Raw genomic sequence first — 25,944 nt, forward strand, 5'->3', positions numbered from 1 at the left:
GGGGGCGGCCGTTCTGGGCAGCCCCCGCTCGTCCCTGTCCACCTCCCGAAAATCCGCAGGCAGCAACAAGGAGTCCAGCGATGATTGAACCGATCGCGATCGTCGAGGTCCGCGACGCGTCCATCACATTCCCGGGCGTCAAGGCACTCGACGAGGTCAGCTTCCGGCTTCTCCCGGGCGAGGTCCACACCCTGATGGGTGAGAACGGCGCGGGAAAGTCCACGCTCATCAAGGCGCTGACCGGTGTCTACCAGATCGACTCCGGCGAGATCGTCGTGAACGGCGAAGTGCGCAGCTTCTCCGGCACCGCGTCCGCGCAGGCCGCGGGTATCTCCACGGTCTACCAGGAGGTCAACCTCTGCACCAACCTCACGATTGGCGAGAACGTCATGCTCGGCCACGAGGTCCGCGGCATCGGCGGCGTCAACTGGCGCAAGACGCACGCCCTGGCCCGTGAGGCGCTCGCGCGCATGGGTCTCGGCGACCTCGATCCCCGCGCGCCCCTGTCCTCCATCTCCCTCGCGATGCAGCAGCTCGTCGCGATCAGCCGCGCCATGGTCACCGACTCGAAGGTGCTGATCCTCGACGAGCCGACGTCGAGCCTCGACGCCAACGAGGTCGAGGTGCTCTTCAGCGTCATCCGGCGCCTTCGCGATCAGGGCGTCGCGATCCTCTTCGTCTCCCACTTCCTCGACCAGGTCTACGCGATCAGCGACCGCATCACGGTTCTGCGCAACGGCCGATTCGTCGGCGAGTACCTGACGCGCGACCTCGACCGGACCCAGCTCATCTCCAAGATGATCGGCAAGGACTTCGAATCGCTGCGCGCGCTCGGCTCGAACCGTCAGACCGAGGTCCGCGACCGGACGCAGACGCCGATCTTCGCGGCGGAAGGACTCGGCCGGAAGGGCTCGATCGAGCCCACCGACGTCGAGGTCCACGCGGGCGAGGTCGTCGGCTTCGCGGGTCTTCTCGGCGCGGGCCGGACGGAGCTCGCGCGGCTGATCGCCGGCGCCGACAAGGCCGACTCCGGCTCTGTGGAGGTCCGCGGCAAGAAGGTCGCGCTCAACTCTCCGGTGACCGGGCTCGCTCACGGCATCGCGTACTCGACCGAGAACCGTCGCGAGGACGGCATCGTCGGGGACCTCAGCATCCGCGAGAACATCATGCTGGCCGTTCAGGCTCGGCGCGGCTGGTTCCGCCGCGTGCCGGCGCGCGAGGTCGACCAGCTCGTCTCCACGTACATGGAGCGCTTCAGCGTGCGCCCCAACGACCCGAGCCGTCCTATCCGCCTGCTCTCGGGCGGCAACCAGCAGAAGGTGCTCCTCGGCCGGTGGCTCGCCACCAACCCCGAGCTGCTGCTGCTCGACGAGCCCACCCGCGGAATCGACGTCGGCGCCAAGGCCGACATCCAGGAGACCGTCGCCGAGCTCGCTGAAGGCGGCATGGGCGTCGTGTTCATCTCGTCCGAGCTCGAAGAGGTCGTCCGCCTCTCCGAGCGCATCGTCATCCTCAAGGACCACCAGAAGGTCGGCGAGGTCGTGAACGGCCCGGAGGTGACCGCGGAGAGCATCGTGTCGGTCATCGCGACGGAATCAGGCGCGAAGGCGGAGGCTCAGGCCGATGTCCTCGCCGAGGAGGTCGCCGACGGCGAAGACGGCGTCCGCAACGAAGGGAACGCGTCATGAGCCGCGTCAAGACCGCACTCCGGACCCCGTGGTTCTGGGCCATCATCGGCATCGCGGTGCTGCTGCTGATCAACACGATCAAGAACCCCGCCTATCTCGCCGTCAGCGTCAACCCGACGACGGGGATGCTGACGGGCAACGTCCTCGACATCCTCCGCGTGTCGGCGCCGATCATCATGATCGCTCTGGGCATGACCTTCGTCATAGCGACCAAGGGCATCGACCTCTCGGTCGGCTCGATGATGGCTGTCGGCGGCGCGGTGGCGATGGAGACCCTCTCCACCCTGAACGACCCGACCTCGGTGGGTGCCATGTTCACCGCCATCGGCCTCGCGCTGGCGCTGGCGATCGTGCTCGGCGCCATCAACGGACTTCTCGTCGCGGTCGTCGGGCTGCAGCCCTTCATCAGCACGCTGATCATGATGATGGCCGCGCGCGGCATCGCCCGCGTGATCACCGACGGGCAGAACACCAACGCGACGAACGAGCCGTTCCGCCAGCTGGCCAACGGCCAGATCCTCGGCCTTCCCACGAGCTTCGTCATCGCCATCGCGATCGTCGTCATCATCGCGCTCTTCATGCGCCGCACGGCGCTCGGTCTCATGATCGAGTCGATCGGCATCAACCCGCACGCGAGTCGGCTCGCCGGCATCCGTCCCCGCCCGATCCTCTTCGGCGTCTACATCCTCTCGGCCGCCCTCGCGTCGGTGGGCGGTCTGTTCAGCGTCTCGGAGGTGATGACGGTGAGCGTCTCGGGCACGGGCAACCTCATGGAGCTCGACGCGATCCTCGCGGTCGTCATCGGCGGGACCTCCCTCGCGGGCGGCAAGTTCTCGATCCTGGGCTCGACCATCGGGGCCCTCCTCATCGCGACCCTGAACAAGACGGTCCTGTTCCTCGGCATCCCCGCCGCGGCCACCCCCGCATTCAAGGCGCTCGTCATCATCGTCCTGGTACTGCTGCAGTCCGAGCGCGTCCGGTCCTTCGCGTTCGGCCGCTCGAAGACGAAGGGCACGCCCCCCGGCCCCCCGAAGCCGACCGTCGACCGGAGCGCCCCCGTTTCGAAGGAGAAGGAGGTCGTCGCATGAGCGCCCGCACTCTTGCCGAATCCGTCCCGCCCGTCGCCGACCTGCCGGAGAGCAGGCAGCCCCGCCAGGTCAAGCGGTTCTCGGGCCTGTGGGAGCGCAGCCAGACGCTGATCCCCACCCTCGCGGCGCTGGTGCTGCTGTTCGGCATGCTCATCTACGCAGAGGTCGCCTACGGACGCGTCTTCCACGCGGGCACGATGTCGACCCTTCTCGTTAGCTTCGCGCCGACCATCATCCTCGCGGTGGGCATGACCATCGTCATCGTCTCCGGCGGGATCGACCTGTCGGTCGGCGCCGTGGTGGCCTTCAGCTCGGTGGCCGGCGTGATGCTCATGAACATCGGCATCAACGGATGGCTCTCGATGCTGCTGATGATCGGCTTCGGCGCGCTCTTCGGCCTGATCTCGGGCGTCATGATCCAGTACTTCAACGTGCAGCCGTTCATCGCCACGCTCGCGATGATGTTCCTGGCGCGCGGGCTGGCCTCGATCCTCTCGACGACCCCCGTCGTGGTGGCGGAGGACTCACCCCTCCTCCTGCTCGCGACGGACTGGAAGATCATCGACGGGCCGAAGGTCAACGACTTCACGATCACGCCGGGCCTGCTCATCGCAGTCCTGGTCGTCCTCGGCGGCATCTTCTTCATGCATCGCACCCGCATGGGCCGTACGGTCTACGCGATCGGCGGCAACGAGTCGTCCGCGCAGCTGATGGGCCTCCCCGTCGCACGCACGCGCGTCTGGATCTACGTCGTCTCGGGCGCCCTGGCCGGCCTCGCCGCCATCGTCTACACCGCCGAGGTAGGCGGCAAGGCGCAGAACGTCACCGGCATCGGGTGGGAGCTCGACGCGATCGCCGCGGTCGTGATCGGCGGCACGCTGCTCACCGGCGGCTACGGCTACGTGCTCGGATCGATCGTCGGCGTGTTCGTACTCGCGGCGCTGCGCCTCATCATCACCAAGGACGGCACGATCAACCCCGAGTACCTGACGATCATCACGGGCGCCGTGCTGCTGGTCTTCGTGCTGCTCCAGCGCGTGCTCACACGACGAAGGGCCGACTGATGGCGGACGCGCAGCGGGATGCCGCGATCCAGCAGATCCGCGAGGACGTCGCGGCTCTCCACGGCGAACTCGTCCGCTACGGACTGATCGTGTGGACCGGCGGCAACGTCTCCGGCCGCGTGCCGGGAGCCGACCTGTTCGTGATCAAGCCGTCGGGAGTCTCGTACGACGACCTCCGGCCCGACAACATGATCCTCTGCGACCTCGACGGGAACGTCGTCCCGGGCACGCCCGGGAGCGAGCGGGCGCCGTCGTCGGACACGGCGGCGCACGCGTACGTGTACCGCAACATGCCCCACGTCGGGGGAGTGGTGCACACGCACTCCACCTACGCAGTGGCGTGGGCCGCCCGCGGCGAGGAGATCCCGTGCGTCATCACGGCGATGGCCGACGAGTTCGGCGGGCCGATCCCGATCGGGCCGTTCGCCATCATCGGCGACGACTCGATCGGCCGCGGCATCGTCGAGACGCTGACGGGTCATCGATCCCGTGCCGTGCTGATGCAGAACCACGGTCCGTTCACGATCGGGGTCGACGCGAAGGACGCCGTGAAGGCGGCGGTCATGGTCGAGGACGTCGCCCGCACCGTGCACGTCGCCCGCCAGGCGGGTCCGCTCATCCCGATCCCGCAGGAGGCGATCGACAGCCTGTTCGACCGCTACCAGAACGTCTACGGGCAGTCAGGGGATGCGCGCCGATGAGCGCTGAGTCGACGACGGATGCCGCGGCCGCCGCGATCCGCGAGGGCCGCACGGCTCTCGGCATCGAGTTCGGCTCGACGCGCATCAAGGCGTGCCTCGTCGACGCCGACGACCCGTCGACCGTGCTCGCGGTGGGAAGCCACGAGTGGGAGAACGAGTTCGTCGGCCGCAGCTGGACGTACGCGCTCGACGCCGTGTGGGCGGGCGTGCAGGATGCCTACGCCGGCCTCGCCGCCGAGGTCCGGTCGCGCTACGGCACGACGCTCGAGACAGTCGGGGCGATCGGCATCTCGGCGATGATGCACGGCTACCTCCCCTTCGACGAGGACGGGCAACTGCTCGTCCCCTTCCGCACGTGGCGCAACACGAGCACCGAGCGCGCGGCGGCGGTGCTGTCCGAGCTCTTCGGCGTGAACATCCCGCTCCGCTGGTCGATCGCACACCTGTACCAGGCGGTGCTCGACGAGGAGCCGCACATCGGCAAGGTGCGCTTCTTCACGACCCTCGCCGGCTACGTGCACTGGAAGCTGACGGGCCGGAAGGTGCTCGGAGTGGGTGACGCATCGGGCATGTTCCCGATCGACCCCGCGACGCGAGGCTATGACGCGGCGATGACCGAGAAGTTCGACCGCCTCGTCTCGGAGCGCGCGTATGGCCTTCACGTCTCCGAACTCCTGCCCGAGGTCCTTCTCGCGGGGCAGCACGCCGGCGACCTCACCGAGACGGGTGCAGCGCTCCTCGACCCGAGCGGTGCGCTTCGGCCCGGGGCTCCCCTGTGCCCGCCGGAAGGCGATGCCGGCACGGGCATGGTCGCGACCGAGTCGGTCGCACCGCGGACGGGCAACGTGAGCGCGGGGACGAGCATCTTCGCGATGGTCGTCCTGGAGCGGCCGCTTCGCAGGGTCCATCATGAGCTCGACATCGTGACCACTCCCGCGGGCGACCCGGTCGCCATGGTGCACTGCAACAACGGCGCGAGCGAGCTGGCCTCCTGGGTGGGCCTCTTCCAGCGTTTCGTCACGGTGGCCGGAGGCGAGCTCGACGCGGACGAGATCTTCGCCGTGCTATTCCGGGAGTCGCTCGACGGCGACCCCGACGCCGGCGGGCTGCTGGCCTACAACCACCTCGCCGGTGAGCCGATCGCCGGCCTGTCGGAGGGTCGCCCGCTGTTCGTGCGTACGCCGGAGAGCCGCTTCACGCTCGCGAACTTCATGCGCGCCCAGCTGTACGGCGTCTTCGGCACGCTCGCCCTCGGCATGCGCGTGCTCGAGGACGAGGGGGTCGCGCTCGACCGGATGTTCGCGCACGGCGGCGTCTTCCGCACGGCCGGAGTCGCCCAGCGGTACCTGGCGGGTGCTCTCGGCGCGCCCGTCGCGGTGGGGGAGACCGCATCGGAGGGCGGCGCCTGGGGGATCGCCGTCCTCGCGGCCTACCTCTCCGAGTCCTCGGCGCTCGACCTCGACGCCTTCCTGCGCGAGCGCGTGTTCGCCCGGGCATCCATCGCCGTCGTCGAGCCCGATGCCGAGGACGTCCCCGGCTTCGCCGCGTACCTCTCCCGCTACCGGGCCGGTCTCGCGGTCGAATCCGCCGCCGTCACCACGCTCTGACCTGACCCTCTCCCCGCACGACACCCAAAAGGACGACCTCCATGACCCGCACCCCGCTTTCCACGTCGCTCGACGGCTATGAGATCTGGTTCGCCACCGGCAGCCAGGACCTCTACGGAGAGGAGACGCTGCGCCAGGTCGCCGAGCAGTCGCAGGCGGTCGCCGAGGGGCTCGCGGGTCTCCCGGTCAAGGTCGTGTGGAAGCCGGTGCTGAAGGACTCCGACTCGATCCGCCGGCTCGCGCTGGATGTCAACGCTCGGGACGAGGTCATCGGCGTCATCGCCTGGATGCACACGTTCAGCCCCGCGAAGATGTGGATCGCCGGGCTCGACGCGCTGCAGAAGCCGCTGCTGCACCTGCACACGCAGGCGAACGTCGAGCTGCCGTGGAACGACATCGACTTCGACTTCATGAACCTCAACCAGGCCGCGCACGGCGACCGCGAGTTCGGCTACATCCAGACCCGCCTGGGCGTCGCGCGCAAGACCGTGGTCGGCCACGTGTCCAACCCCGCGGTCCGGCAGCAGGTCGAGGACTGGCAGCGGGCGTCGGCCGGATGGGCGGCCTCGCGCACGCTCAGGCTGGCCCGCTTCGGGGACAACATGCGCTACGTCGCGGTGACCGAGGGCGACAAGACCGAGGCGGAGCTGCGGTTCGGTGTGCAGGTCAACACGTGGGGCGTCAACGAGCTCGCCGAGCGGGTCGCGCAGGCCACGGATGCCGAGGTCGACGCGCTCGTGGAGGAGTACGTCGCGACGTACGACGTGGTGCCGGAACTGCTGCCCGGAGGCGACTGCCATCAGTCGCTGCGCGACGGCGCGGCGATCGAGGTGGGGCTGCGCTCGTTCCTGGAGGAAGGCGGCTTCGGTGCCTTCACGACGTCGTTCGAAGACCTCGGGGCGCTCACGCAGCTGCCGGGTCTCGCGGTGCAGCGTCTCATGGCCGACGGCTACGGGTTCGGCGCGGAGGGCGACTGGAAGACGGCGATCCTCGTCCGCATCGCGAACGTGATGGGCTCGGGGCTCCCCGGCGGCGCGTCGCTCATGGAGGACTACACGTACGACCTCGTGGCGGGGGATGAGAAGATCCTGGGCGCGCACATGCTCGAGGTCGCACCGACGCTGTCATCCGAGAAGGCACGGCTCGAGATCCACCCGCTCGGCATCGGCGGCAAGGACGACCCGGTGCGCCTGGTCTTCACCGCCGATCCCGGCCCCGCCCTCGTCGTGGCGATGTCGGACATGCGCGACCGGTTCCGCCTCGTCGCGAACGTCGTCGAGAACGTCGAGGCCCCCGACCTGCCCCATCTCCCGGTCGGCCGCGCCGTGTGGAAGCCGCAGCCCGACTTCGCCACCTCGGCAGCGTGCTGGCTGGCCGCGGGCGCCGCGCACCACACCGTCATGACGACCCAGGTCGGCATCGAGGTCTTCCGCGACTTCGCCGAGATCGCAGGGACCGAGCTCGTCGTCATCGACGATTCGACCACCGTTCGCGACTTCCAGCGCGAACTCCGCTGGAACCAGGCGTACTACCGCCTGGCCCAGGGGCTCTGACCTGCGGCCGCACCCGGCGGCCCGTCGACAGCGCCATCACCACCACCCAGAAGAAGGGTCTCGCAGATGAGATCAGGATCCACCAGACAGAAGCGGAGCGTGCGACGTCGGGGTCTCGGGCGCCGCGCCCTCGCCTCGTCGCTCGCGGGCGCGCTCGCCGTCACGGCCTTCGGACTCGCTGCGCCGGCGCAGGCCGCGGACGTCCCGGCGCCGTCGGCCCACTACGACATGTCGCACTCCGGCACGGCGCTGCTCGACGTGTCGGGCAACGGCCGCAACGCATCGCTCACGAGCCTGACCGACGCGTCGTTCGTGAAGGTGGGCGAGAGCGACGACGTCCTGCGGTTCAAGGCCGACGGGTATGCGTCGCTGCCGAAGGGGCTCGTGACGGGCACCGACAACGACTTCACCGTCGAGTACACCGTGACGACGCAGACGGCGGCCAACCACTTCGGCTGGGTCATCGGCGACGGCGTCGGCCCGTGGGACACGACGCAGCTCGGCAACCACATCTTCCTCAGCCCGCGGTCGTCGCAGTCGGGCTACGTCAATCAGGTGCTGGCGGCGATCCGCGTGAAGTCGGGCAACGGCAACGGCGAATCGCGCATGCCGGCCGGCGGCGGCCTCAACCCCGGGTTCACGACGCTCACGATGGTCGGCGCAGGGAACACTCTGACCCTCTACCGGGACGGCTCGGTCATCTCGACGCTGACCCACACGCGCTCGCTGAGCTCGATCATCCCGTCCGGGAACGTCCTCGGCTACCTCGGGCGCTCGCTGTACCAGGGCGACTCCCTGCTGCGCGCGGACGTCACCGACGTCAAGTTCTGGGACTCCGCGCTAAGCGCCGACCAGGTGACGTCGAGCATGCCGACCGCGGCGTCGAAGGCGGCCTCGACCGACGGCATCATCCGCCTCGACATCACCCCGACCGTGCTGGGCGCCAACCCCTCGCTCGACCAGGTGACGAGCAAGCTGACCCTCCCGGCATCCTCGAACGGCATATCGCTCTCGTGGGCGAGCTCGAACCCGGCCGTCGTGTCGACGACCGGCGTCGTATCGCGCTCGATCACGACCGACACGCCCGTCACGCTCACCGCGACGACCTCGCTCGGCACGACGATCGCGCTCGACGTCGTCGTCAAGGCGCCGAATGTGTCGGCCGACCTCGACGCGATCGTCCTCGCGCAGCGCACGACGGAGAACCTGCCGCTCGCGGTCAAGGGCCCGGCGAACGGCGCCGCGATCACGTGGACGTCGTCCGACCCCGCGCTCGTGACGGGGACGGATGCCGCGTACTCCGCGCCCGCGGTCGGTGCCGCCGACCCGTACGCCGGTGGCGGGATCGTGACGCGTCCGGCCTACGGCGAGGGTGACAAGCAGGTCACGCTCACCGCCAGCGCGACGCTCAACGGGCAGACGCAGACGCGCACGTTCCCGGTGACGGTCGCCGAGAAGGGCCGCTGGGCTCCCGACGCCGGCTACGCCGCGGCGTACTTCAAGTCGGATTCGGACGAGAAGATCTACCAGGCGGCGACGTCGGGCAACGACTTCTTCACGTTCGCGCCCGTCAACGGCGGCCAGCCGGTCATCTCGTCGACAGCCGACACGAAGGGTCTGCGCGACCCGTACATCCTCCGCTCGAAGGACGGCGACAAGTACTACATGGTCGCGACCGATCTCTGCATCAGCTGCGGCACGGGCTGGGGCCCGGCGCAGTCCAACGGCAGCCTCAAGATCGAGGTGTGGGAGTCGACCGACCTCGTGCAGTGGACGCGGACCAACGGCGCCGACACCGGCATCACCGTCAACCAGCCCGAGGCGGGCATGACGTGGGCGCCCGAGGCGTACTGGGACGACGAGCTGAAGTCGTACGTCGTCTTCTTCGCCTCGCGGCTGTACGCCGATGCGGCGCACACGAACACCGACAAGCTGTACGCCCGGATGTTCTACGTGCTGACGCGGGACTTCCGCACGTTCACGTACCCGCCCGCCAGCTGGCAGGACACGGGCTACGCGCGGATCGACTCGACCGTGACGAAGATCGGCGACCACTACTACCGCTTCACGAAGAACGAGGAGAGCGGGGCCGCCGGGACCCTCGAGGCGGGCAAGGACATCTTCCTCGAGAAGTCGAAGGTGCTCACGGCTCCCACGACGCAGTCGAGCTGGTCGGCCGACCCGAACACGACGTGGCAGCTCACCGACACGCGTATGACGAGCCTCGAGACCGGCCAGGCGGGTGAAGGTCCCGAGATCGTCAAGCTCAACGCGGGGGACCCGAACAACAACGCCGCCGGCGACGGGTACGTGTTCCTCGTCGACAACTACGGCGCCGGAGGCTATCGGGCGTTCGTGACGAGCGGGACCGCCATCGCCTCGAGCTCGCAGGCGGACCGGCTGTCGCAGCGCGCCGAGTGGAACGTCCGCCCCGTCGGAGGCCTCCCGGCGAGCCCTCGCCACGGCTCGTTCGTGAGCGTCAACCAGTCGGTGCTCGACGCGGTGAACAGCTGGACCTCGGTCAAGGCCGTCGCCTCGACGACCACCCTCATGGCCGAAGGCCGCACCGTGACCGCCGAGGTCGCCGCGGCGGACGGCGGCGAGGTCGCCGGCACGGTCACCTTCACGGGCGGCTCGTGGACCGAGACGGTCGCGCTCGCCTCGGGCACGGCGACGACCGAGGTCCCGGCCGGCATCGGCAGCGTCACCGCCGCGTACGACGGCTACCGCGACGGCCTCGTGAGCGTCTCGACGTCGTCGGCGGTCTCGCTCGGGGTCGACATCGTCGCGACGGCTGCCACCCGCTGTGTCGCCGGCAAGGTCACCGAGGTGATCACCGTCCGAAACGCCGACCGCGTGTCGGCGGAGGTCGCCGTCGCCGGCGCCTACGGCAGCAAGACCGTCACGGTCGCTGCAGGCAAGAGCGCGTCGGTCTCGTTCACGACGCGCCTCGCGTCCATCGGCGCGGACGCCGTCTCGGTGACGTCGACCGCGACCGACGGCCGCAGGTCCGCCGCCACCGTCACGGTGGCAGCCGCGAGCTGCAGCTGATCGACGGACGAAGGGTCCGCGCTCACGGGCGCGGGCCCTTCGCCCTGCGCCCGGGATGCGGCATCCGTCCCCGCCGCTAATCTGAACATCGCCCGATCCCCGACCGAGGAGCCCTCCCCATGGCCCGCACGCCTGTCTCCGGCATCCAGCACACCCTCCGCTCCGGCGCGTACGACGCGTCCATCGCGAGCGTGGGCGCCACGCTGCGCACGCTCCGCCACGACGGACGCGACCTCGTCGTGCCGTTCGATGCCGACGAGCTGCGTCCGAACTACCGAGGAACCACGCTCGCGCCCTGGCCGAACCGCGTCGTGGACGGGCGCTACGCCTTCGGCGGCACGGATCACCAGCTCTCGCTCACCGAGCCCGGTCGCGGCCATGCGCTGCACGGGCTGTCGCCGTGGCTCGATTTCCACGTCACCGACGCGGGAGCCGACCACGTCACCCTGTCGGCCACGATCGAGCCGCAGGCCGGCTATCCGTGGCGCGTCGAGGTGACGACGACCTTCACGCTGAGTTCCGAGGGTCTGACGCAGACCGTGACCGCCCGCAACGACAGCGCTGAGCCCGCGCCGTGGGGGACCGGTCCCCATCCCTATCTGGTCGCCGGACCCTCGGCGCTCGACACATGGACCCTTCGACTTCCCGCCGGCCAGGTGCTGCTGGTCACCGAAAGCCGTCTCATCCCGACCGGGCTGAGCCGGGTCGACGAGGCGGACGCGGCGCGATTCGACTACCGCGAGCCGCGCAGGCTGGGCTCCGTCGAGATCGACCACGCCTACACCGGCCTCGATCGCGACGAGGCGGGCTCGGTCACGGTGACCCTGACGGATGCCTCGGGCACGGGCGTCGCGATGACCTGGGACACCGCGTGCCCCTGGGTGCAGATCCACACCGCCGACCTTCCCGGAGGCGACATCACGCCCGGCCACCGCGCGGGACTCGCGGTCGAGCCCATGACGTGCGCCCCCGACGCCTACAACGCACGCACCTACGACTACGACGCGGGGCTCGTCGTGCTCGAGCCGGGGGCCGACTCGTCGGCATCCTGGCGCATCCACGCCCTCTGACCCCGGCCCCTCCGGTTTCGGAGCCCGCGCGCGGGCGCACACCCCGACCGTCCGGAATCCTCTCAGTGCCGGTGGACGTCTTCGACGCCCCCGTCGTGCACGCTGTGGTCCGGCGCGCGCCTTCCCGCCTCGGTCGCGCCGAGTGCGGGCGTGACGACGGCCGCGACGACCACCGCGGCGACGAGGATCCCCGCGAGCCGCGGCTGCGAGGCATCCCCCGGCCGCGCCTCCGCGCGCAGCGCCCGCCCGCAGCCGACGGCGACCGAGATCAGGAGGATGGATGCCGCCGCCACGGCCGTGACGCTGGTCCGCGCCGGGTCCGCCGCCAGCGCGACGGCGCCCGCGACGAGGCCGGCCAGAACGCCGGCGACACCCGCCCGCGGAGCGACGATGCGTCCGCGGGCGAGTGTGATCGCCCCCCAGGCGAGGGCGAGGAGGGCGAGCGCGATGAGCGGAAGTCCGGCTGGGCCGGTCCCCCCGGTCACCGCGCCCGCGCCGAGTGCGAGCTGGACGAGCCCTGACCCCCAGGCCGCGATCGCGGGCCACATGGCCGCCGAGGCATCCCGGGTCCCCCGTCGGGAGGCCGGCGCCATATCGGGCCGCGCTGCGATCTGCACGTCCATCCCGTCTCGGCGTGTCAGACCGTGCGGCCCGACAGCTTGGGGCTGCGGTCGGCGGCGAGTCCGACGCCCAGCAGCACGATCGCGCTCGCGAGGTGCAGGAAGTGATCGGACGTGTTCAGCGCGAGGATGTTCAGCGCCGTGCCGACGAGGAAGAAGCCGACCATGCCGAGCAGGAGGTAGACCGCGCCGATCGTGATGTTGGCGGCCTTCGCGGCCGCGGCGGAGATGAGTCCGGTCGCCAGCAGCGCGGCTCCGATGAGCAGATGCGCGATGTTGTGCAGCGGGTTCACCTCGAAGACGCCGAGCAGCAGCCCGCCTTCGGTAGCGATGAAGCCGACACCGCCGGTGACGGCAAAGCCGAGCAGGCCGACGAGCAGATATACGGCGCCGAAGATCGCGGCGACGAGGCGGTTCGGTGACGAACGCATGGGAGTCCCTCCTGTTCCCGCGCGGCGGTCCTGCCGCGTCGGGGGGTTCTTCGGAGAGACCGCCCGATCGGTTTGGCCTGCTCCCCGGGGAGCAGCGCCCCCGAGACGCGCGGACGCCCTCGTCCGTCCTGCTAGGAACGTTGCCCGCGCGCGGGCGCCGGACACGCCGCTGCACGTGTCGGCTTCGCGTGCGAGACTCATGCCGTGCGATTCGAGACCACCATGAGTCAGATGGGCAACAACACCGGCATCGAAGTGCCGCCCGAGGTTCTCGAGGCCCTCGGCGGGGGCAAGCGCCCCGCCGTCACGGTCTCGGTCAACGGATTCGAGTACGCGAGCACGGTCGGGGTCATGGGCGGGCGGTCGCTCATCCCCTTCAGCTCCGACAAGCGCGCCGCGAGCGGCATCAAGGGCGGCGACCCCATCACGGTCGACGTCGAGCTCGACACGGCTCCGCGCTCGGTCGAGGTGCCCGAAGACCTCGCCGCGGCGCTCGCCGCCGGCGGGGTCCGCGAACGCTTCGATGCGCTCGCGCCGAGCCACCGCAAGGCGCACGTCACCAGCGTCGAATCGGCGAAGGCGCCCGAGACCCGCGCGCGCCGGGTCGACGCGGTCGTCGCGAAGCTCGCCGGCTAGGCGCTTCCCTCCGACTCTGCCGACGCCTCGGGACGGCGGCGGTTTGGGTAGCCTCGAGAGGGGAGGAGGGAGCGCATGAGCCGCACCGCGGAAGCCATCGAGGAAGGCCTGTCGATCGCGTCGGCGGCCGCTCGCCTCGCCGTGCGCAATCACATCCTCGTCGAGGCCATCGCGAACGACGCGCGGTACGACTACGACCGGGTCGCGATATTCGCCCGCGACACGCTCCTCGCCCTCGCCGACGAGCAGGAGGATGCCGCCGCCACCGTGCGCCGCCAGCGCAAGGCCGCGTGGGGCAAGTACAGCGACTCCCACGGCACGCACGATTACCGCGACCGGGACACCCGCAACCTCCGCCGCCGCCAGCGTCAGTACGTCGGCGTCTCCAAGGAGCTGCGGCGGCGCGCAGGCGACCCCGAGGCGGTCCGCGAGCTGGTCGAGCAGGCACGGGATGCCGCGTGGGGAGACGTCGAGGCGAACCTTCAGCGCCGACTCACGGTGGAGGGCATGCGCGCCGAGAACGACCCGGACTACGGCACGATGCGCGAGGCCCGCATGCAGGCGCTCCGTCTCGTCGATCTTCCCCGTCTGCGCGCGCACCGCCGGCGCCTCGATCAGGCAGAGCGCGAGCTCGCCGAGGCGGACCTCGACCCCGCCTGATCCGGAGTCGCGGGACCGCGTCTCAGCGGTCGCTCGAGCGAGCGTCCCAGTGCGCCCTCGTCAGGAACGCCAGCTGCGCGCGCTTGCCGGGCAGGTCGATCTCGGGCCCCCGCTCGAAGCCGAGTCGCAGCATCCGGTCCACCGCCAGATCGTTCGCACGGTCCGGTTCGACCACGATGCGCTGAGCCGCCGGCGGCGCGAAGAGGAACCCCGCGATCGCCGCGGCGAGCCGCGTCGTGAAGGAGGCGACGGGAGCCCCGCGAGCGCCGAGCAGGAAGTGGATGCCGACGTCGCCTGCTTGCACCGGGTAGCGCGCGCCGACCGGATCGTGCTCGGGCTCGCAGGTCTGCAGCAGCGCGACCGGCTCGCCGTCGCGGCGCACGAGGAAGGCGTGGTGGGTCGGGAGCGAGTCGACGTGCGCATAGAGCTCTGCGAGCTCCTGGCGCGTGAGGTCGGCGAGGCCCCAGAAGCGGGCGCGTGGCTCGGTCACCCATTCGTGCAGGAGGTCGACGTCCGCGTCCGGATCGAACACCGTGAACGCGATGCGGCCGAGGTGCGGGTCGTCCTCGACGTGCACGGTGCGACCCCGCTCGCCGGCGAGGAGGCGCGGTCCGACGACACCGGCGCGGCGCAGCCGCCCCCAGTCCGTGACGACGCGCGCCGGCGCGACGTCGCGGAACGCCTCGAGCTGGTCCGCGAAGTGCGGCGACACCGGGTCGCCCGACGCGCCGAACGGCACGTTCCACAGGCTCTGCTCACGGTCGGCCAGGTCCCACGCCCAGCGCGCCACCGAGCCGCGCCAGCTGCGGTCGGTGACACCGGGCACCGATCCGGCACAGCGTACGGTGTCGCCGTCGCCCGAGAGAGGGATGTCGAGGCGGGCCGCCGGGTCGTCCGTCCCCGGCACACCGGCCAGGACGTGCGCGGCGGTGAGACGGTGGGTCTCGCCCCACGCCCGGGGGGAGGCGGCCGCGACCTCGGACAGCGCCCCGCCGGCGAGGCTCGAGGCGTCTGCGGAGAGCGCGGGGTGTGCGAGCAGCCGGAGCAGTCCGAGCGCGACGTGGGCCTCCACCCCGAACCAGGCGTCGTAGACATCCCCGAAGCCGTGCGGCTCGTGCAGCGGAGCCAGCGCCGGATGCGCCGAGACCCGGCGGACGAGCGCGGCGCGCCACGCGGCGAAGACTCCGGCGGGAAGGGATGCGGCATCCATCCGGTGGTCCCACTCCTCGAGCTGCCGGCGGACCGCGGCCTCCGCGGCCGGAAGCGTGCCGGCGGGCACGTGGCGGAGCAGCGCCGCGGCCGATGCGGAGTCGGTGTCGCCCCAGACCAGGGCGAACTCGTCGACCGATCGCGGGCGCGTCTCCTGGAGGAGCGCCCGGATCCGGCGAGCACGGTAGTCGGCGGCGTAGCCCGCGCCGAGATCGATCGCCTTCCGCTCCGGCCGCTCGTTCGCGTCCACGGCGATGTCCGGGACGGCGACGGCTCGCGGCATCCGGACCAGCGGCGCCGGCGCGTGCCTCCGCGCGTCACGCGGCAGCAGCCGCTCGTGCGCGGCCCGCTCGAAGACGCGCCCCACGGTCGCCGAGCGCACGTCGCCCGCGACATCGGCTGCGAGCAGGCGGTTGACGGGATCGACCCACCCCTCGAACGCCGAGACGACGGCGTCGGCGGTGCGCGCGCGCAGGAGCGGGAGTATGGCCACGAAGCCGAGGTCGCCGTCGGTGCGCGCCGGAAGGCGCACCGACCACCCGACGAGCAGATCGCCCTCGCGGTGCAGGTCGGTGACGACCGGCCCACGTTCGGTCTCGACCGCCTCGACCTCCACCTCGGCGCCGCCCCGCACCCGTATCGTCGAGACCTCGAGGTCCGCCGGCCGCCACCCGTCCGGTCCGAGGGCCTCGTACCCCTCCGCCGTGCGTCGCAGCGTCTCGCGGAAGACATCGGCGCCGTGCGCCATGGCGTTCGTGATCCCCCAGGCCGCGTCCCCGGTGTGACCGAAGTGCTGCACCCCGGGTACGCCCGGGAACGTCAGACCGACGACATCGAACTCGTCGCACGCCAGCCGCACCTGCTGATAGACGCCGGGAAGCTCGAACATGCGGTGCGGATCCCCGCCGAGGAGCGGCATCCCGGATGCCGTGCGCGACCCGTGCAGCGCCCAGGCGTTGCTTCCCGACGTCGGCACCGCCTCGCCGGCGTGGAAGAGCTCGACCCACGCGGGGCCGAGCGTCCGGGCGACGTGCGCGCGCCACAGGATCACCGGGTAGGAGGTGAACAGGACGTGCGACACGTGCATCACCGCGAGGGGTCCGTGAAGCGGCCATTCCCCGCGCTCGACCTCGTCGCCGAACCGCTCGTCCAGCGCGCGGAACTCGGCCGCCGTCGCGGCACGCAGGCCGCGGCGCACGCCTTCGACGTACGCCTCGACGAAGGCGCGCGTCTCGGCGTCGAGCCGCGAGAACGCTCGCCGCGCCGTGTCGTCGAGCCGCGCGCGCCGCGCGAAGACGTCCCACGCGAGCCCGGACTCGCCGACGACCTCCGACAGCCGCCCCTCGCCGCGCAGCCGGTCGACCTCGATCTGCCAGCCGCGGTCCCGCGCCGTCGCTTCGCCCTGCGCGTCGGCCAGGGCCGTCACGTCGTCGGCGCGCAGGTGCGGAATGCCCAGCTCGTCGCGGAACAGCTCGGCCATCAGCGGGCGAGTGCGAGCGACTCGGCAGGCCGCGCCGACCGCGCGATCGGATTGGCGAGCTCGCCCGCATAGAGCAGCGACGCTGATTGGTTCGCCAGGTCGACCATCTGGAGAGTATTGCGCAGTTGGAGCCGATTGAGGCACGAATGGGCGAACGACTCGGCGCGCAGGTCGACCGCGGAGTCGAGATCGGGATGCTGCGCCGCGTGCTCGTCGACGACGTCGGCCACGAGCGACCAGAACACCGCCTCCGGGAGCGTCCCGTCGGCGTGCAGGATGCCGGACACGTGCCGCAGCACGCCGTCGAAGACGTCGGTGAACACCGCGAGCGCCTTCTCGCGGTCGTCGACGGGGGAGACGATGCGGCGGACGTCGTCCGGCACCGCCCGGTCGGAGAGGAGGGCGACCTCTTCGCCGATGTCCTTCATGAACACGCCCGTCGGCACGGCGCCGTCGAGGATCAGGATGAGGTTCTCGCCGTGCGGCATGAACGCCAGGTCGTGCGCCAGCAGGCAGTGCACGACGGGCCGGAGGTACACCTCGAGGTACGCCCGCAGCCAATCCGTCGCCGGGAGCCCGGAGCGCCGCACGAGTGCAGTGGCGACCGACCGCCCCGCGGCATCCCGGTGCAGCAGCGACGCCATCGTGGCCGGGCGCTCGCCGGTGCGTACGAGCGGGACGGGGCTCTCGCGCCACAGCGCCGCGAGCATCTTGCGCTGCGCCGACGGCGCGGCGGTGCGGTGGTATGCGTCGCCCGAGTAGCCGACGGACGCGTGCTCGCGCAGCATCCGGAAGCCCGCGTCACGGAGCGTTGCGTCGTCCTCGACGAGGTGCGCGACCCAGTCGTTGATCGCCGGCGTCACGCGCATGTAGGCGGGCGAGAGCCCCCGCAGGAAGCCCATGTTCTGCACCGCGAGCGCGGTCTTGACGTAGTCGCGGTCGGGGCGGCTGCGGTTGAACATCGTGCGCACCGACTGCTGGGCGGCGTACTCGTCGCGGCCCTCGCCGAGGAAGACCAGGTCGCGCCGGGCGAGATCGGGCGCGAAGGTCACCGCGACGCGGTGCTCCCACTGCCAGGGATGCACGGGGAGCAGCCGGTAGTCCGACATGTCCAGGCCGAGCCCGTCGAGCCGGGCTGCGAAGCGCTCGCGCTCGTCTGCGTCGAGCTCTCGTCGCAGCAGAGCGTCCTCGTCGAGTCCCTCGCCGGTGGCGAGGTGGGAGAGCTCGCGGCGCGCCGCCAGCCACACCAGGCGGAACGGCTGCCCCGCCTCGGGCGCGTACGCGCGGTACTCGCTCACGCCGAATCCGATGCGCCCGTTGTTCGCGACGAACCCCGGGTGTCCCTCGGTCATGGCCGACTCGATCGTCTGGAAGTCCGCGACGGCGAGGTCCTCGGCCGCGGGGCCGCCGCGGTGGATCTTGAACGCGGCGCTCGCGAGAGTGGACGCGATCTCCTCGAGGTACGTCCCGAGCAGGTGATCCGGGATGCCGAGCACCGCCTGGAGCTCGATGATGAGCTGCTGCGCGTCCAGCGGCGCAGGAGCGCCCGCGACCGTGCGGGTAAGGGTGTCCTCCTCGATCGCCCAGTGCTCGAGCATGCCGAGGCGCGCGTGGAAGCGGTACTCCGACCCGTCGGTCTCCAGCCGCCAGGCCGAGGCGCGCTGCTCCGCCGTCCGCACGACGGAAGGGGGACACGCCGTCCTCGCTGAGGCGTCGCCCGGCGTGTCGCTCCCCGGTCGTGCGGACCGCCGGTGCTCGAGCGGGGACGCTGGTGCCGCGGCATCCGTCACCGGCTCGGGGGCGAGCAGGCGCTCGTGTGCGAACTCGGCGATCGCCTTGGCCACGAGGCGGCGCTGAGCGCGCTGCATCGCCTCCGGGCTGAGGTGGGCGGCGGGGTCGGCGGTCATCGGAGGCTTCCCAGGATGGATGCCGCGAAGTCGGCGCGCGTGCAGATCGAGAGCGCGGCGCGCTTGACGCCCTGGCCGTCGGGGACATCGACGACGCGGAGGACGCGGAATCCCGCGCGGGCGTTCTTGCGGGCGATCGCCTCGTTCGCGATGTCGGGCTCGACGACCACCCGCCGGGCGCCGAGCGTGTCGAAGCACCAGCGCATGACCGCCGCGAAGACGGCGTCGGTCAATCCGTGCCGGGGCTCACCGGTGGGCGATGAGATGAGGACGTGCATGCCGAGGTCGCCCTCCCGCGCGCGGTGGATGCCGCGCAGGAGCACGCGGGCGGGATCGTACGTCTCGACGAGGAACATGGGGCGCCCGTCGACCAGTCCGACCCAGGAGTCCTGGTCGGGGTGCGTGGCGACGGCCGAGAGGTATCCCATCACCTCGTCCTCGCTCAGGTCGGCCATGCCCCAGAACGATGCGTGCGGATCGGCGAGCCATCCCCGGACGAGGGCGGCATCGCGGCGGGGATCGGCGGCGATGAGGACGATGTCGGATGCGGCAGCCAGGGTCATCGGCCTGCCTCCGCGGGGACGCCGGCATCACGCGGGATGCCGAACTGCTGGAAGGCGATCCGCCGCTCGAGCGGGTACACCTCGCGGCCGGTGATCGACGCGAGGATGGAGGAGTTGCGCCAGGCGCCGAAGCCGAGGTCGGGAGCGGTGAGACCGTGCGTGTGCTCCTCGCCGTTCTGGACGAAGATGCGTCCGCGGCCGCCGTCGACGGAGTAGTCCCGGGCCACGGCGAGGCGTCCGAGCGGATCGCGGTCGAGGCGGCCGTCGATCGGGGCGAGGAAGGCGGGCGTCTCGGCCGCGTAGCCCGTCGCGAGCACGAGCGCGGATGTCCGGCGGTCGTGATCCCGGTCGAGCTGAGCATGACGCAGGCGCAGTGTGTAGCGCGCACCGTCCCACGAGGCATCCTCGACCGAGGTGTCGGTCAGAAGCGTCGTGGGCACCGGACCCGCGGCACTCAGCCGGTAGAGCGTGTCGTAGATCTCATCGACGAGATCCCCCGAGATCCCCTTGTAGAGCCCGCGCTGCTCGCGGCCGAGGTGCTCGCGCAGGCCCAGCGGGAGCGCGTGGAAGTGATCGGTGTACTCCGGCGAGGTCATCTCGAGGGTGAGCTTGGTGTACTCCATCGGGAAGAACCGCGGCGACCGGGTGATCCAGTCGAGGCGGTAGCCTCCGTCGCGGATCCCCTGGAGCAGGTCGAGGTAGATCTCCGCCGCGGACTGGCCGCTTCCGACGACGGTCACCGACTCAGCGCCCCGCAGCAGATCGCGGTGGGGGAGGTAATCGGCGCTGTGGACGACCGGTCCGGGCAGTCCCCGCAGCGCCGGCGGGACCGCCGGGCGGGTGCCCACCCCGAGTACGACGTGCCGCGCGCGCACCGTCTCCTCTGCTCCGTCCCGGGTGCGCCGGGCGCGCACGACGTAGACATCGTCGAGCGGGTCGTGCTCGATCGCGACGACGTCGCGCCCCCACCGCAGGCCCGGCAGCTGATCTCCGACCCAGCGGCAGTAGGCGTCGTACTCCGTGCGGAGGGGGTAGACGTTCTCCCGGATGTAGAACGGGTAGAGCCGTCCGCTCTGCTTCAGCCAGTTGAGGAACGAGAAGCGCGAGGTCGGATCGGCCATCGTCACGAGATCGGCGAGGAAGGGCACCTGGATGGTCGATCCCTCGAGCATCATGCCGTGGTGCCAGGCGAATCCGTCGGCACGGTCGAGGAACACGGCGTCGAGGGCGAGCGGCTCCGAGAGCGCCGCCAGCCCGAGGTTGAACGGTCCGATGCCGACGCCGACGAGGTCGTGGATGTGCGTGGCGCTCACGCGCGCACCTCCGTCCCGAGAAGGTCGCCGTCGAGCTCGACGCCGAGCGCGGGCGTGATGCCGGCGAGGGCGGCAGCGGCATCCTTCACCAGATCGAGGACGGCGCGCACGTCGTCGAGCGTCGTCTCGGGGTTCAGGAGCGTGAGCTTGAGGCAGGGCCTGCCATCGACCACGGTCTTCGCGACGAGTGCACGGCCGGAGTCGAAGAGCACGCGCCGGACCTGCGCCACGAGGGCGTCCTGCGTCGCCGGATCGGCGCCGGCGGGGGCAGCCCGGAACAGCACGGTGCTCAGCTGGGAGCGCCCCACGAGCTCGAGTTCGGGATCTCGGGCGATCTCATCGTGCACTTCCGCCGCGAGGTCGACGACGGCGTCGAACAGCTCGCCGATGCGCCGCGGCCCGAGGGCGCGCAGAGTGGTCCAGAGCTTCAGCGCGTCGAAGCGACGCGTCGTCTGCAGCGACTTGTCGACCTGATTGGGTTCGGCGTTCTCGACGGGGTTCAGGTAGTCGGCGTGCCACGCGCCGGCCGTGAGATCCACGCGATCGCGCACGAGGAGCGCGCTCGAGGACACCGGCTGGAAGAAGCTCTTGTGGAAGTCGACCGTGACCGAGCGCGCCCGTTCGATCCCGCCGAGGAGGTGGCGGCGGGTCGGCGAGACGAGGAGCCCGCACCCGTACGCGGCGTCGACGTGCAGCCACGCCCCATGGGCCTCGGCTGCGTCCGCGATCGGGTCGATCGGGTCGATGACGCCTCGGTCCGTCGTCCCCGCCGTCGCGACGACCGCCATCGGGATGCGGCCGGCCCCGCGAAGGGCGAGCAGCGTCGCGGTGAGGGCCGAGGCATCCATGCGCCCCTCGCCGTCATCGGGAACCGTGACGACGGCGTCCTCGCCCAGCCCGAGCAGGAGTGCGGCCTTGTCGACGCTGAAGTGGCTCGACGCCGTGGTGAGGATGTGCAGGCGCGGGAGCGTAGTCCCCCTATCACCGCGGTGCCGCGCGAGAGTCCATTCGCGGGCAAGAAGCATCGCGTGGAGGTTCGACTGCGTGCCGCCCGATGTGAAGACCCCGTCACCGTCGGCGAATCCGATGCGCCGCGCCGTCCAGTCGACGAGCCGACGCTCGATGAGCGTGCCGATGGTCGACTGGTCGTACGTGTCGACCGACGTGTTGACAGCGGCGATCACCGCTTCGGCGGCGACCGCGGGGAGCGCGACGGGACAGTTGAGGTGCGCGACGTAAGCCGGATCGTGGAACCACACCGCGTGCTCGAGGAACAGGTCGTCGAGCTCGCCGATCGCTGCCGCGGAGCCGACGCCGAGGCCGTCCAGATCCGGCGCGTCTGCGAGCCGCTGCAGCTCGGCCCGGCTCGCCCCCGAAAAGGGCTGCCTGACCGTCTCCATACGCGCCGCGACCATACGGGCTGCGTGGTCGACGAGTCGGGCGTGGGCGGCCGCACTGGACCTGTTCAGCAGTTCGTGCACGTGCTCGGCTCCGAATTCGAGGGGAGGGGAGGGTGCGAACGTCGTCGGTCGCAGGTAAGCGTTGCCTAACCTAACCTGATGGAGTTGGATGCCTCAACCCCGGCTCGTCGAGTGTTACGGTCCTGCGCGCGCGGCGCGCCCGGGGTTGGGGCTCGATTCGCGGCACGGCGACGCATCGGGTATTCTCATCTGGTGCCTCCGCGCCGTCTCGTGCGGGGTACGTGCGCCCGTAGCTCAATGGATAGAGCATCTGACTACGGATCAGAAGGTTAGGGGTTCGAGTCCCTTCGGGCGCGCACTGTGTTGAGACAGTACTGACGAAGACCCGCGGGCGTCCGCGGGTCTTCGTTGTTTCGCGGCCTCCCCCCGAAGAGCGCGGCTTCCCCCCCCGCGGGGGTCCTCCGCTCGCCGTCTCAGCCGAGGATCGTGGACGGGTCGAACTCGTCGATGGGGATCACCCGGATGCGGGGCAGCGGGGCGTCGAAGACGCGAGCGTCGTACTCGAGGTCGAACTTCTCCAGCCCGGCGATGGAGTTGAACCCCGCGTTCCGGAACTCCGAGAACGCCACGACGCCCACGCGACGCTGCGGCTCGATCAGGGTCGTCAGGTCGTGGATGAAGTCACCGTCATGACTGACGAGCATGAGGTCGCCGGGGCGCCCGGCCAGTGCTTGCAGCGTCCGCTGGATGGCGATGTCGACGACCTTCTCGTCCGGGCCGCCCGACAGCGGCACCACGATGTAGTCCATCGCCTTCAGGGCCTGGACGAACGGCATGGGGATGCCCGACGACGCGTTGAGGTAGAACACGCCGCGCGCCGGCTGCTGCCAGGTCCTCTCCGCGAAGGTCACGAGGCGATCCCAGCGCGGGCGCTCATCCGGCTGGGGCCGCCTGTTGAGGATGGAGGTCCCGAAGGTCGCGTCGATGTTCTCGCCGTCCACGAGCACCCATGTCGTCCGAGAGCCTGTCGCTGACACCGTGTCTCCTCTGCACGCACTTCCGCCCGCATCCTATGGGTCGCGTTCCCTCCATACCTCATCGTCGTGCGGGTCGCCGTCCGACGCCACGGGTATCGTCGTCGATGTGCCCTAGGTCGATCCAGCCCCGCCGCTTCCCGATCTCGACCCTGGCTGCAGCGCTCGCTCTTGTCGGTGCCTCTCTCGCAGGGGTCGGACTCCTCATCGTTCGCCGGTTGACCGTGCCCGCGACCGGCCGGAGCTACGACCTCGTCATCCGCGACGCGATACGGCACGGCGAGCATGAGGCCGTCGTCGTGGATCGAGGCCCGGGTGCAGCGGCGGACGGCGTCTTCAACGTGTGGCTCGAGGACGGCGGCTGGGCCCAGCTCGGGGCTGTCGTCGACGAAGGACCGGGCACGGTCACGCGGATCGTCCTCGGGGCGAAACCGGTGGACGGTCTGCGCGCGGGCCAGCGTGCGTCGTGGAGCGGGGTGTACTACGAGGGCCCGGGCGACGCCGGCCACGAGGCCGAGGAGGTGTCCATTCCGACGACCGCCGGACCGACGCCGGCCTGGGTGGTCCGCTCCGCCGAGGGCGAGGGCAGCCGCTGGGCGATCCACATCCACGGGCTGGGCAGTCGCCGGGCCGGGACGCTGCGGGGGGTGGACGCCGCGACCCGTCGGCGCCTCACGTCGCTCGTGGTGAGCTATCGGAACGACCGGGAAGGCCCGGTCACGGGCTCGGGCAGGCCGACACTCGGCGCGACGGAGACGGACGACGTGCGCGCGGCCCTCCGGTATGCCCTCGACTGCGGCGCGCGCTCCTTCACGCTGTTCGGCTGGTCGATGGGTGCGGCGATCGCGCTGCAGCTCGCCGCGGATGCCGAGTTCCGAAGCCTCGTCGATGCGCTCGTCCTGGATTCGCCCGTGATCGATTGGAACGCGACCATCAACGCCAACTGCGCCCGAGCGGGCTTGCCGTCATGGTTCGGCGTCTTCGCGCAGCCGTGGCTGCGCGTCGGCGCTCTCGCGCGGCTCGCGGGGCTCGAGGCATCCGTCCCGCTCGACCGATTCGACTGGATCCATCGTGCGGACGAACTGTCGGTGCCCATCCTGATCCTTCACGGCGTGCGGGACAGCTCCGTTCCGTTCGCGTTGTCGGCGCGGCTCGCCGAGCTGCGGCCCGACCTCGTGCGCCTGGAGCGCTTCGACTCCGAGCACACGATGACCTGGAACTCCGACAGGGAGCGCTGGCAGCGTGCGGTCGTCGAGTGGCTGGACTCCCTCGGCGTCAGCGGGTGACGGCTGCGCGCCTCACGAGTCGAAGCCCATGCCGACGGCATCCATCGTCTTGAGGAAGAGGCCCCGACGACCCTCGCGGTGGTCGGCGCGGTCCATGGCGCGCTTCATGAGCGTGACGCCGATGGTGGCCGCAGGCTCGGGCGGGAACGGGATCGGCGTCTCCCGCACCATGCGCAGCTCGGTGCGCTCGGTCTGATCGCCCGCGAGAAGGTCGAGCATCACGTCGGCCGCGAACCGGGAAGCCCCGACACCGAGCCCCGTGAACCCCGCCGCGTAGGCGACCCGCTTCTTGCGGGCGAGCCCGTAGAAGGCGCAGAACCGGGAGCAGGTGTCGATCGCCCCCGCCCAGCGATGGCTGAAACGGAGTCCCTCGAGTTGCGGGAAGGTCGTGAAGAAGTGGCTCGCGAGGCGCTCGAACGACTCGGGCCGATCCTCGTAGGCCGACCGGATCCGGCCGCCCGGGTGGTAGACGGCGTCGTAGCCCCCGAACAGGATGCGGTCGTCGGAGGTCCGCCGGTAGTAGTGGAACTGGTTCGCGAGGTCTGCGATGCCCTGGCGCCCCTCCCAGCCGATCGCAGCCTGCTGTGTGGCGGAGAGCGGCTCGGTCATGAGCACGTAGTCGTAGACCGGAACCGTCAGCAAGCGCGTGCGCGTGAGCAGCGACGGGAAGACGTTGGTCGCGAGCGCGACCCGCTCCGCGCGAACCGTCCCCTGCGCGGTCCGCACCGCGACCGCGGTGCCGTCGTCATCAAGGGACGTGACGCGAGAGTGCTCGTAGATCTCCACCCCCAGCTCCGCGGCGACGCGCGCGAGCTCGAGCGCCAGTTTCCCGGGGTGCACGAGGGCGGTGTCGTCGCGTTCCCACGCGCCGGCGAGATACGTCGGGGAATCGACGAGCGCGCGGGTGGCCGCGGCATCCAGGAACCCGTCCTCCTCCGCGAGCCACTCGACCTGGTGAGGCTCGACGGCGACCGACAGCGTTCCGGTCCGTTCGAACTCGGCATCCATCCCGTATCGCTGAACGGTCTCGGCGATCTCGTCGAGGTTCCGCCGCCCCAGCGCATCGAGGGTGTCGAGCTCTTCGGGCCAGCGACGCGCGCCGTTCTCCTCGCCGTGGGTGATGCTCGCCTCGCAGAAGCCGCCGTTGCGTCCCGAGGCCGCCCACCCGATGCGCCCGGCGTCGAGCACGACGACCCGGCGGCCGGGGTCCCGCTCTTTCGCGCGAAGCGCCGTCCACAGACCCGTGTAGCCGGCGCCGACGACGACGAGGTCGGCATCCCGATGGCCGGCGAGGGACGGATGCCGCGGCCGGTCGACATCGTCGAGCCAGAAAACGCCCTGCCGGGTCTCCGCGAGGGAATGCTGAACCACGGCCGCATCGGGGCGGCGGCGTTCGAAGACCGTCTGCATGGAAGCGATCCTCTCGTGCCGGGGCGGGAGGAGGAAAGCCGATCGCGGTGCGCGACGGACACGCACCGGTCGGATCGCCGTCCCCGAGGACGGACTCTCGGGCCGCTCGGAGCGAAGGCCCCGACAATGGGAGGGATGACCAGCTCGACAGC

20 protein-coding genes and 1 tRNA gene are annotated in these 25,944 nt (G+C 70.9%); 12 read left to right on the forward strand and 9 right to left on the reverse strand.

Annotation, left to right across the window (positions count from 1 at the left end; translation table 11 throughout):
- The first annotated feature begins 80 nt into the window (after window positions 1-80).
- The 8 genes from EV279_RS06150 to EV279_RS06185 all read left to right on the forward strand — a co-directional run bounded on the left by EV279_RS06150 (window position 81) and on the right by EV279_RS06185 (window position 11,822).
- A complete protein-coding gene (locus tag EV279_RS06150; protein ID WP_133541984.1) occupies window positions 81-1,688 on the forward strand; it encodes a sugar ABC transporter ATP-binding protein in 1,608 nt (535 codons plus the stop codon).
- Window positions 1,685-2,776 (forward strand): ABC transporter permease, encoded by a 1,092-nt coding sequence (locus EV279_RS06155; protein ID WP_133541985.1) that lies wholly within the window; start codon window positions 1,685-1,687, stop codon window positions 2,774-2,776. The genes EV279_RS06150 and EV279_RS06155 overlap by 4 nt, the downstream gene beginning before the upstream one ends.
- Window positions 2,773-3,840 carry a sugar ABC transporter permease gene (locus EV279_RS06160; RefSeq protein ID WP_133541986.1) on the forward strand — a complete coding sequence of 356 codons (1,068 nt, stop codon included), beginning with the start codon at window positions 2,773-2,775 and terminating at the stop codon, window positions 3,838-3,840. The genes EV279_RS06155 and EV279_RS06160 overlap by 4 nt, the downstream gene beginning before the upstream one ends.
- The gene (locus tag EV279_RS06165) at window positions 3,840-4,541 is read left to right on the forward strand and encodes an L-ribulose-5-phosphate 4-epimerase (protein ID WP_133541987.1); all 702 of its coding nucleotides are present in this window, start codon (window positions 3,840-3,842) and stop codon (window positions 4,539-4,541) included. The genes EV279_RS06160 and EV279_RS06165 overlap by 1 nt, the downstream gene beginning before the upstream one ends.
- Entirely contained in the window at window positions 4,538-6,148 is a 1,611-nt protein-coding gene (locus EV279_RS06170) for an FGGY-family carbohydrate kinase (protein ID WP_133541988.1), read from the forward strand. The genes EV279_RS06165 and EV279_RS06170 overlap by 4 nt, the downstream gene beginning before the upstream one ends.
- Window positions 6,149-6,189: 41 nt before the next feature.
- Window positions 6,190-7,701 carry an L-arabinose isomerase gene (gene araA, locus EV279_RS06175; protein ID WP_133541989.1) on the forward strand — a complete coding sequence of 504 codons (1,512 nt, stop codon included), beginning with the start codon at window positions 6,190-6,192 and terminating at the stop codon, window positions 7,699-7,701.
- 99 nt (window positions 7,702-7,800) lie between these two features.
- A complete protein-coding gene (locus EV279_RS06180; RefSeq protein WP_243728456.1) occupies window positions 7,801-10,752 on the forward strand; it encodes an immunoglobulin-like domain-containing protein in 2,952 nt (983 codons plus the stop codon).
- A 119-nt stretch (window positions 10,753-10,871) separates the two neighbouring features.
- Window positions 10,872-11,822, forward strand: coding sequence for an aldose 1-epimerase family protein (locus EV279_RS06185; protein WP_133541991.1), 951 nt, complete (start codon window positions 10,872-10,874; stop codon window positions 11,820-11,822).
- A gap of 62 nt (window positions 11,823-11,884) precedes the next feature.
- Here the strand turns inward: EV279_RS06185 and EV279_RS06190 are convergent, their stop codons facing one another.
- On the reverse strand, window positions 11,885-12,439 hold the full coding sequence (locus tag EV279_RS06190; protein ID WP_133541992.1) for a hypothetical protein: 555 nt from the start codon (window positions 12,437-12,439) through the stop codon (window positions 11,885-11,887).
- Between the two features lie 20 nt (window positions 12,440-12,459).
- Window positions 12,460-12,873 carry a DUF4383 domain-containing protein gene (locus EV279_RS06195; RefSeq protein WP_133541993.1) on the reverse strand — a complete coding sequence of 138 codons (414 nt, stop codon included), beginning with the start codon at window positions 12,871-12,873 and terminating at the stop codon, window positions 12,460-12,462.
- Window positions 12,874-13,077: 204 nt separating this feature from the next.
- Here EV279_RS06195 and EV279_RS06200 point away from each other — a divergent pair, with 204 nt between their 5' ends.
- Together EV279_RS06200 and EV279_RS06205 are read left to right on the forward strand one after the other, a co-directional pair.
- The gene (locus EV279_RS06200) at window positions 13,078-13,509 is read left to right on the forward strand and encodes a YdeI/OmpD-associated family protein (protein ID WP_133541994.1); all 432 of its coding nucleotides are present in this window, start codon (window positions 13,078-13,080) and stop codon (window positions 13,507-13,509) included.
- Between the two features lie 75 nt (window positions 13,510-13,584).
- Entirely contained in the window at window positions 13,585-14,169 is a 585-nt protein-coding gene (locus EV279_RS06205) for an asparagine synthase (RefSeq protein ID WP_133541995.1), read from the forward strand.
- A 22-nt stretch (window positions 14,170-14,191) separates the two neighbouring features.
- Here the strand turns inward: EV279_RS06205 and EV279_RS17000 are convergent, their stop codons facing one another.
- The 5 genes from EV279_RS17000 to EV279_RS06230 are packed head-to-tail and all read right to left on the reverse strand — an operon-like array spanning window position 14,192 to window position 22,122.
- On the reverse strand, window positions 14,192-16,858 hold the full coding sequence (locus tag EV279_RS17000; RefSeq protein ID WP_133541996.1) for a GNAT family N-acetyltransferase: 2,667 nt from the start codon (window positions 16,856-16,858) through the stop codon (window positions 14,192-14,194).
- On the reverse strand, window positions 16,858-18,765 hold the full coding sequence (locus EV279_RS06215) for an IucA/IucC family siderophore biosynthesis protein (protein WP_133541997.1): 1,908 nt from the start codon (window positions 18,763-18,765) through the stop codon (window positions 16,858-16,860). The genes EV279_RS17000 and EV279_RS06215 overlap by 1 nt, the downstream gene beginning before the upstream one ends.
- On the reverse strand, window positions 18,762-19,328 hold the full coding sequence (locus tag EV279_RS06220; RefSeq protein ID WP_133541998.1) for a GNAT family N-acetyltransferase: 567 nt from the start codon (window positions 19,326-19,328) through the stop codon (window positions 18,762-18,764). The genes EV279_RS06215 and EV279_RS06220 overlap by 4 nt, the downstream gene beginning before the upstream one ends.
- Window positions 19,325-20,641, reverse strand: coding sequence for a SidA/IucD/PvdA family monooxygenase (locus EV279_RS06225; RefSeq protein WP_133541999.1), 1,317 nt, complete (start codon window positions 20,639-20,641; stop codon window positions 19,325-19,327). Before EV279_RS06225 ends, EV279_RS06220 begins: the two co-directional genes overlap by 4 nt.
- Window positions 20,638-22,122, reverse strand: a complete 1,485-nt coding sequence (locus EV279_RS06230) for an aspartate aminotransferase family protein (protein ID WP_243728457.1) — start codon at window positions 22,120-22,122, stop codon at window positions 20,638-20,640. The genes EV279_RS06225 and EV279_RS06230 overlap by 4 nt, the downstream gene beginning before the upstream one ends.
- A 223-nt stretch (window positions 22,123-22,345) precedes the next feature.
- Between EV279_RS06230 and EV279_RS06235 the strand changes: the two genes are divergently transcribed.
- Window positions 22,346-22,418: transfer RNA gene (locus tag EV279_RS06235), tRNA-Arg, on the forward strand.
- Between the two features lie 117 nt (window positions 22,419-22,535).
- Here EV279_RS06235 and EV279_RS06240 read toward each other — a convergent pair.
- On the reverse strand, window positions 22,536-23,099 hold the full coding sequence (locus EV279_RS06240; RefSeq protein ID WP_133542000.1) for an NYN domain-containing protein: 564 nt from the start codon (window positions 23,097-23,099) through the stop codon (window positions 22,536-22,538).
- A 221-nt stretch (window positions 23,100-23,320) separates the two neighbouring features.
- Here EV279_RS06240 and EV279_RS06245 point away from each other — a divergent pair, with 221 nt between their 5' ends.
- A complete protein-coding gene (locus EV279_RS06245) occupies window positions 23,321-24,382 on the forward strand; it encodes an alpha/beta fold hydrolase (RefSeq protein ID WP_243728600.1) in 1,062 nt (353 codons plus the stop codon).
- 12 nt (window positions 24,383-24,394) lie between these two features.
- On the opposite strand, the gene EV279_RS06250 is transcribed toward EV279_RS06245, so the two are convergent.
- Window positions 24,395-25,792 (reverse strand): FAD-dependent oxidoreductase, encoded by a 1,398-nt coding sequence (locus EV279_RS06250; RefSeq protein WP_133542001.1) that lies wholly within the window; start codon window positions 25,790-25,792, stop codon window positions 24,395-24,397.
- Window positions 25,793-25,944: the final 152 nt, after the last annotated feature.

The organism is Microbacterium sp. BK668 (assembly GCF_004362195.1).
GTDB lineage: Bacteria > Actinomycetota > Actinomycetes > Actinomycetales > Microbacteriaceae > Microbacterium.

Excerpts from the sequence above, each read along its gene's own strand:
- EV279_RS17000 (WP_133541996.1), bottom strand. The coding sequence starts at position 16,858 with ATGGCCGAGCTGTTCCGCGACGAGCTGGGCATTCCGCACCTGCGCGCC.
- EV279_RS06150 (WP_133541984.1), top strand. The coding sequence starts at position 81 with ATGATTGAACCGATCGCGATCGTCGAGGTCCGCGACGCGTCCATCACA.
- EV279_RS06160 (WP_133541986.1), top strand. The coding sequence starts at position 2,773 with ATGAGCGCCCGCACTCTTGCCGAATCCGTCCCGCCCGTCGCCGACCTG.
- EV279_RS06185 (WP_133541991.1), top strand. The coding sequence starts at position 10,872 with ATGGCCCGCACGCCTGTCTCCGGCATCCAGCACACCCTCCGCTCCGGC.
- EV279_RS06250 (WP_133542001.1), bottom strand. The coding sequence starts at position 25,792 with ATGCAGACGGTCTTCGAACGCCGCCGCCCCGATGCGGCCGTGGTTCAG.
- EV279_RS06165 (WP_133541987.1), top strand. The coding sequence starts at position 3,840 with ATGGCGGACGCGCAGCGGGATGCCGCGATCCAGCAGATCCGCGAGGAC.
- EV279_RS06215 (WP_133541997.1), bottom strand. The coding sequence starts at position 18,765 with ATGACCGCCGACCCCGCCGCCCACCTCAGCCCGGAGGCGATGCAGCGC.
- EV279_RS06170 (WP_133541988.1), top strand. The coding sequence starts at position 4,538 with ATGAGCGCTGAGTCGACGACGGATGCCGCGGCCGCCGCGATCCGCGAG.
- EV279_RS06205 (WP_133541995.1), top strand. The coding sequence starts at position 13,585 with ATGAGCCGCACCGCGGAAGCCATCGAGGAAGGCCTGTCGATCGCGTCG.
- EV279_RS06155 (WP_133541985.1), top strand. The coding sequence starts at position 1,685 with ATGAGCCGCGTCAAGACCGCACTCCGGACCCCGTGGTTCTGGGCCATC.
- EV279_RS06220 (WP_133541998.1), bottom strand. The coding sequence starts at position 19,328 with ATGACCCTGGCTGCCGCATCCGACATCGTCCTCATCGCCGCCGATCCC.
- araA (WP_133541989.1), top strand. The coding sequence starts at position 6,190 with ATGACCCGCACCCCGCTTTCCACGTCGCTCGACGGCTATGAGATCTGG.
- EV279_RS06195 (WP_133541993.1), bottom strand. The coding sequence starts at position 12,873 with ATGCGTTCGTCACCGAACCGCCTCGTCGCCGCGATCTTCGGCGCCGTA.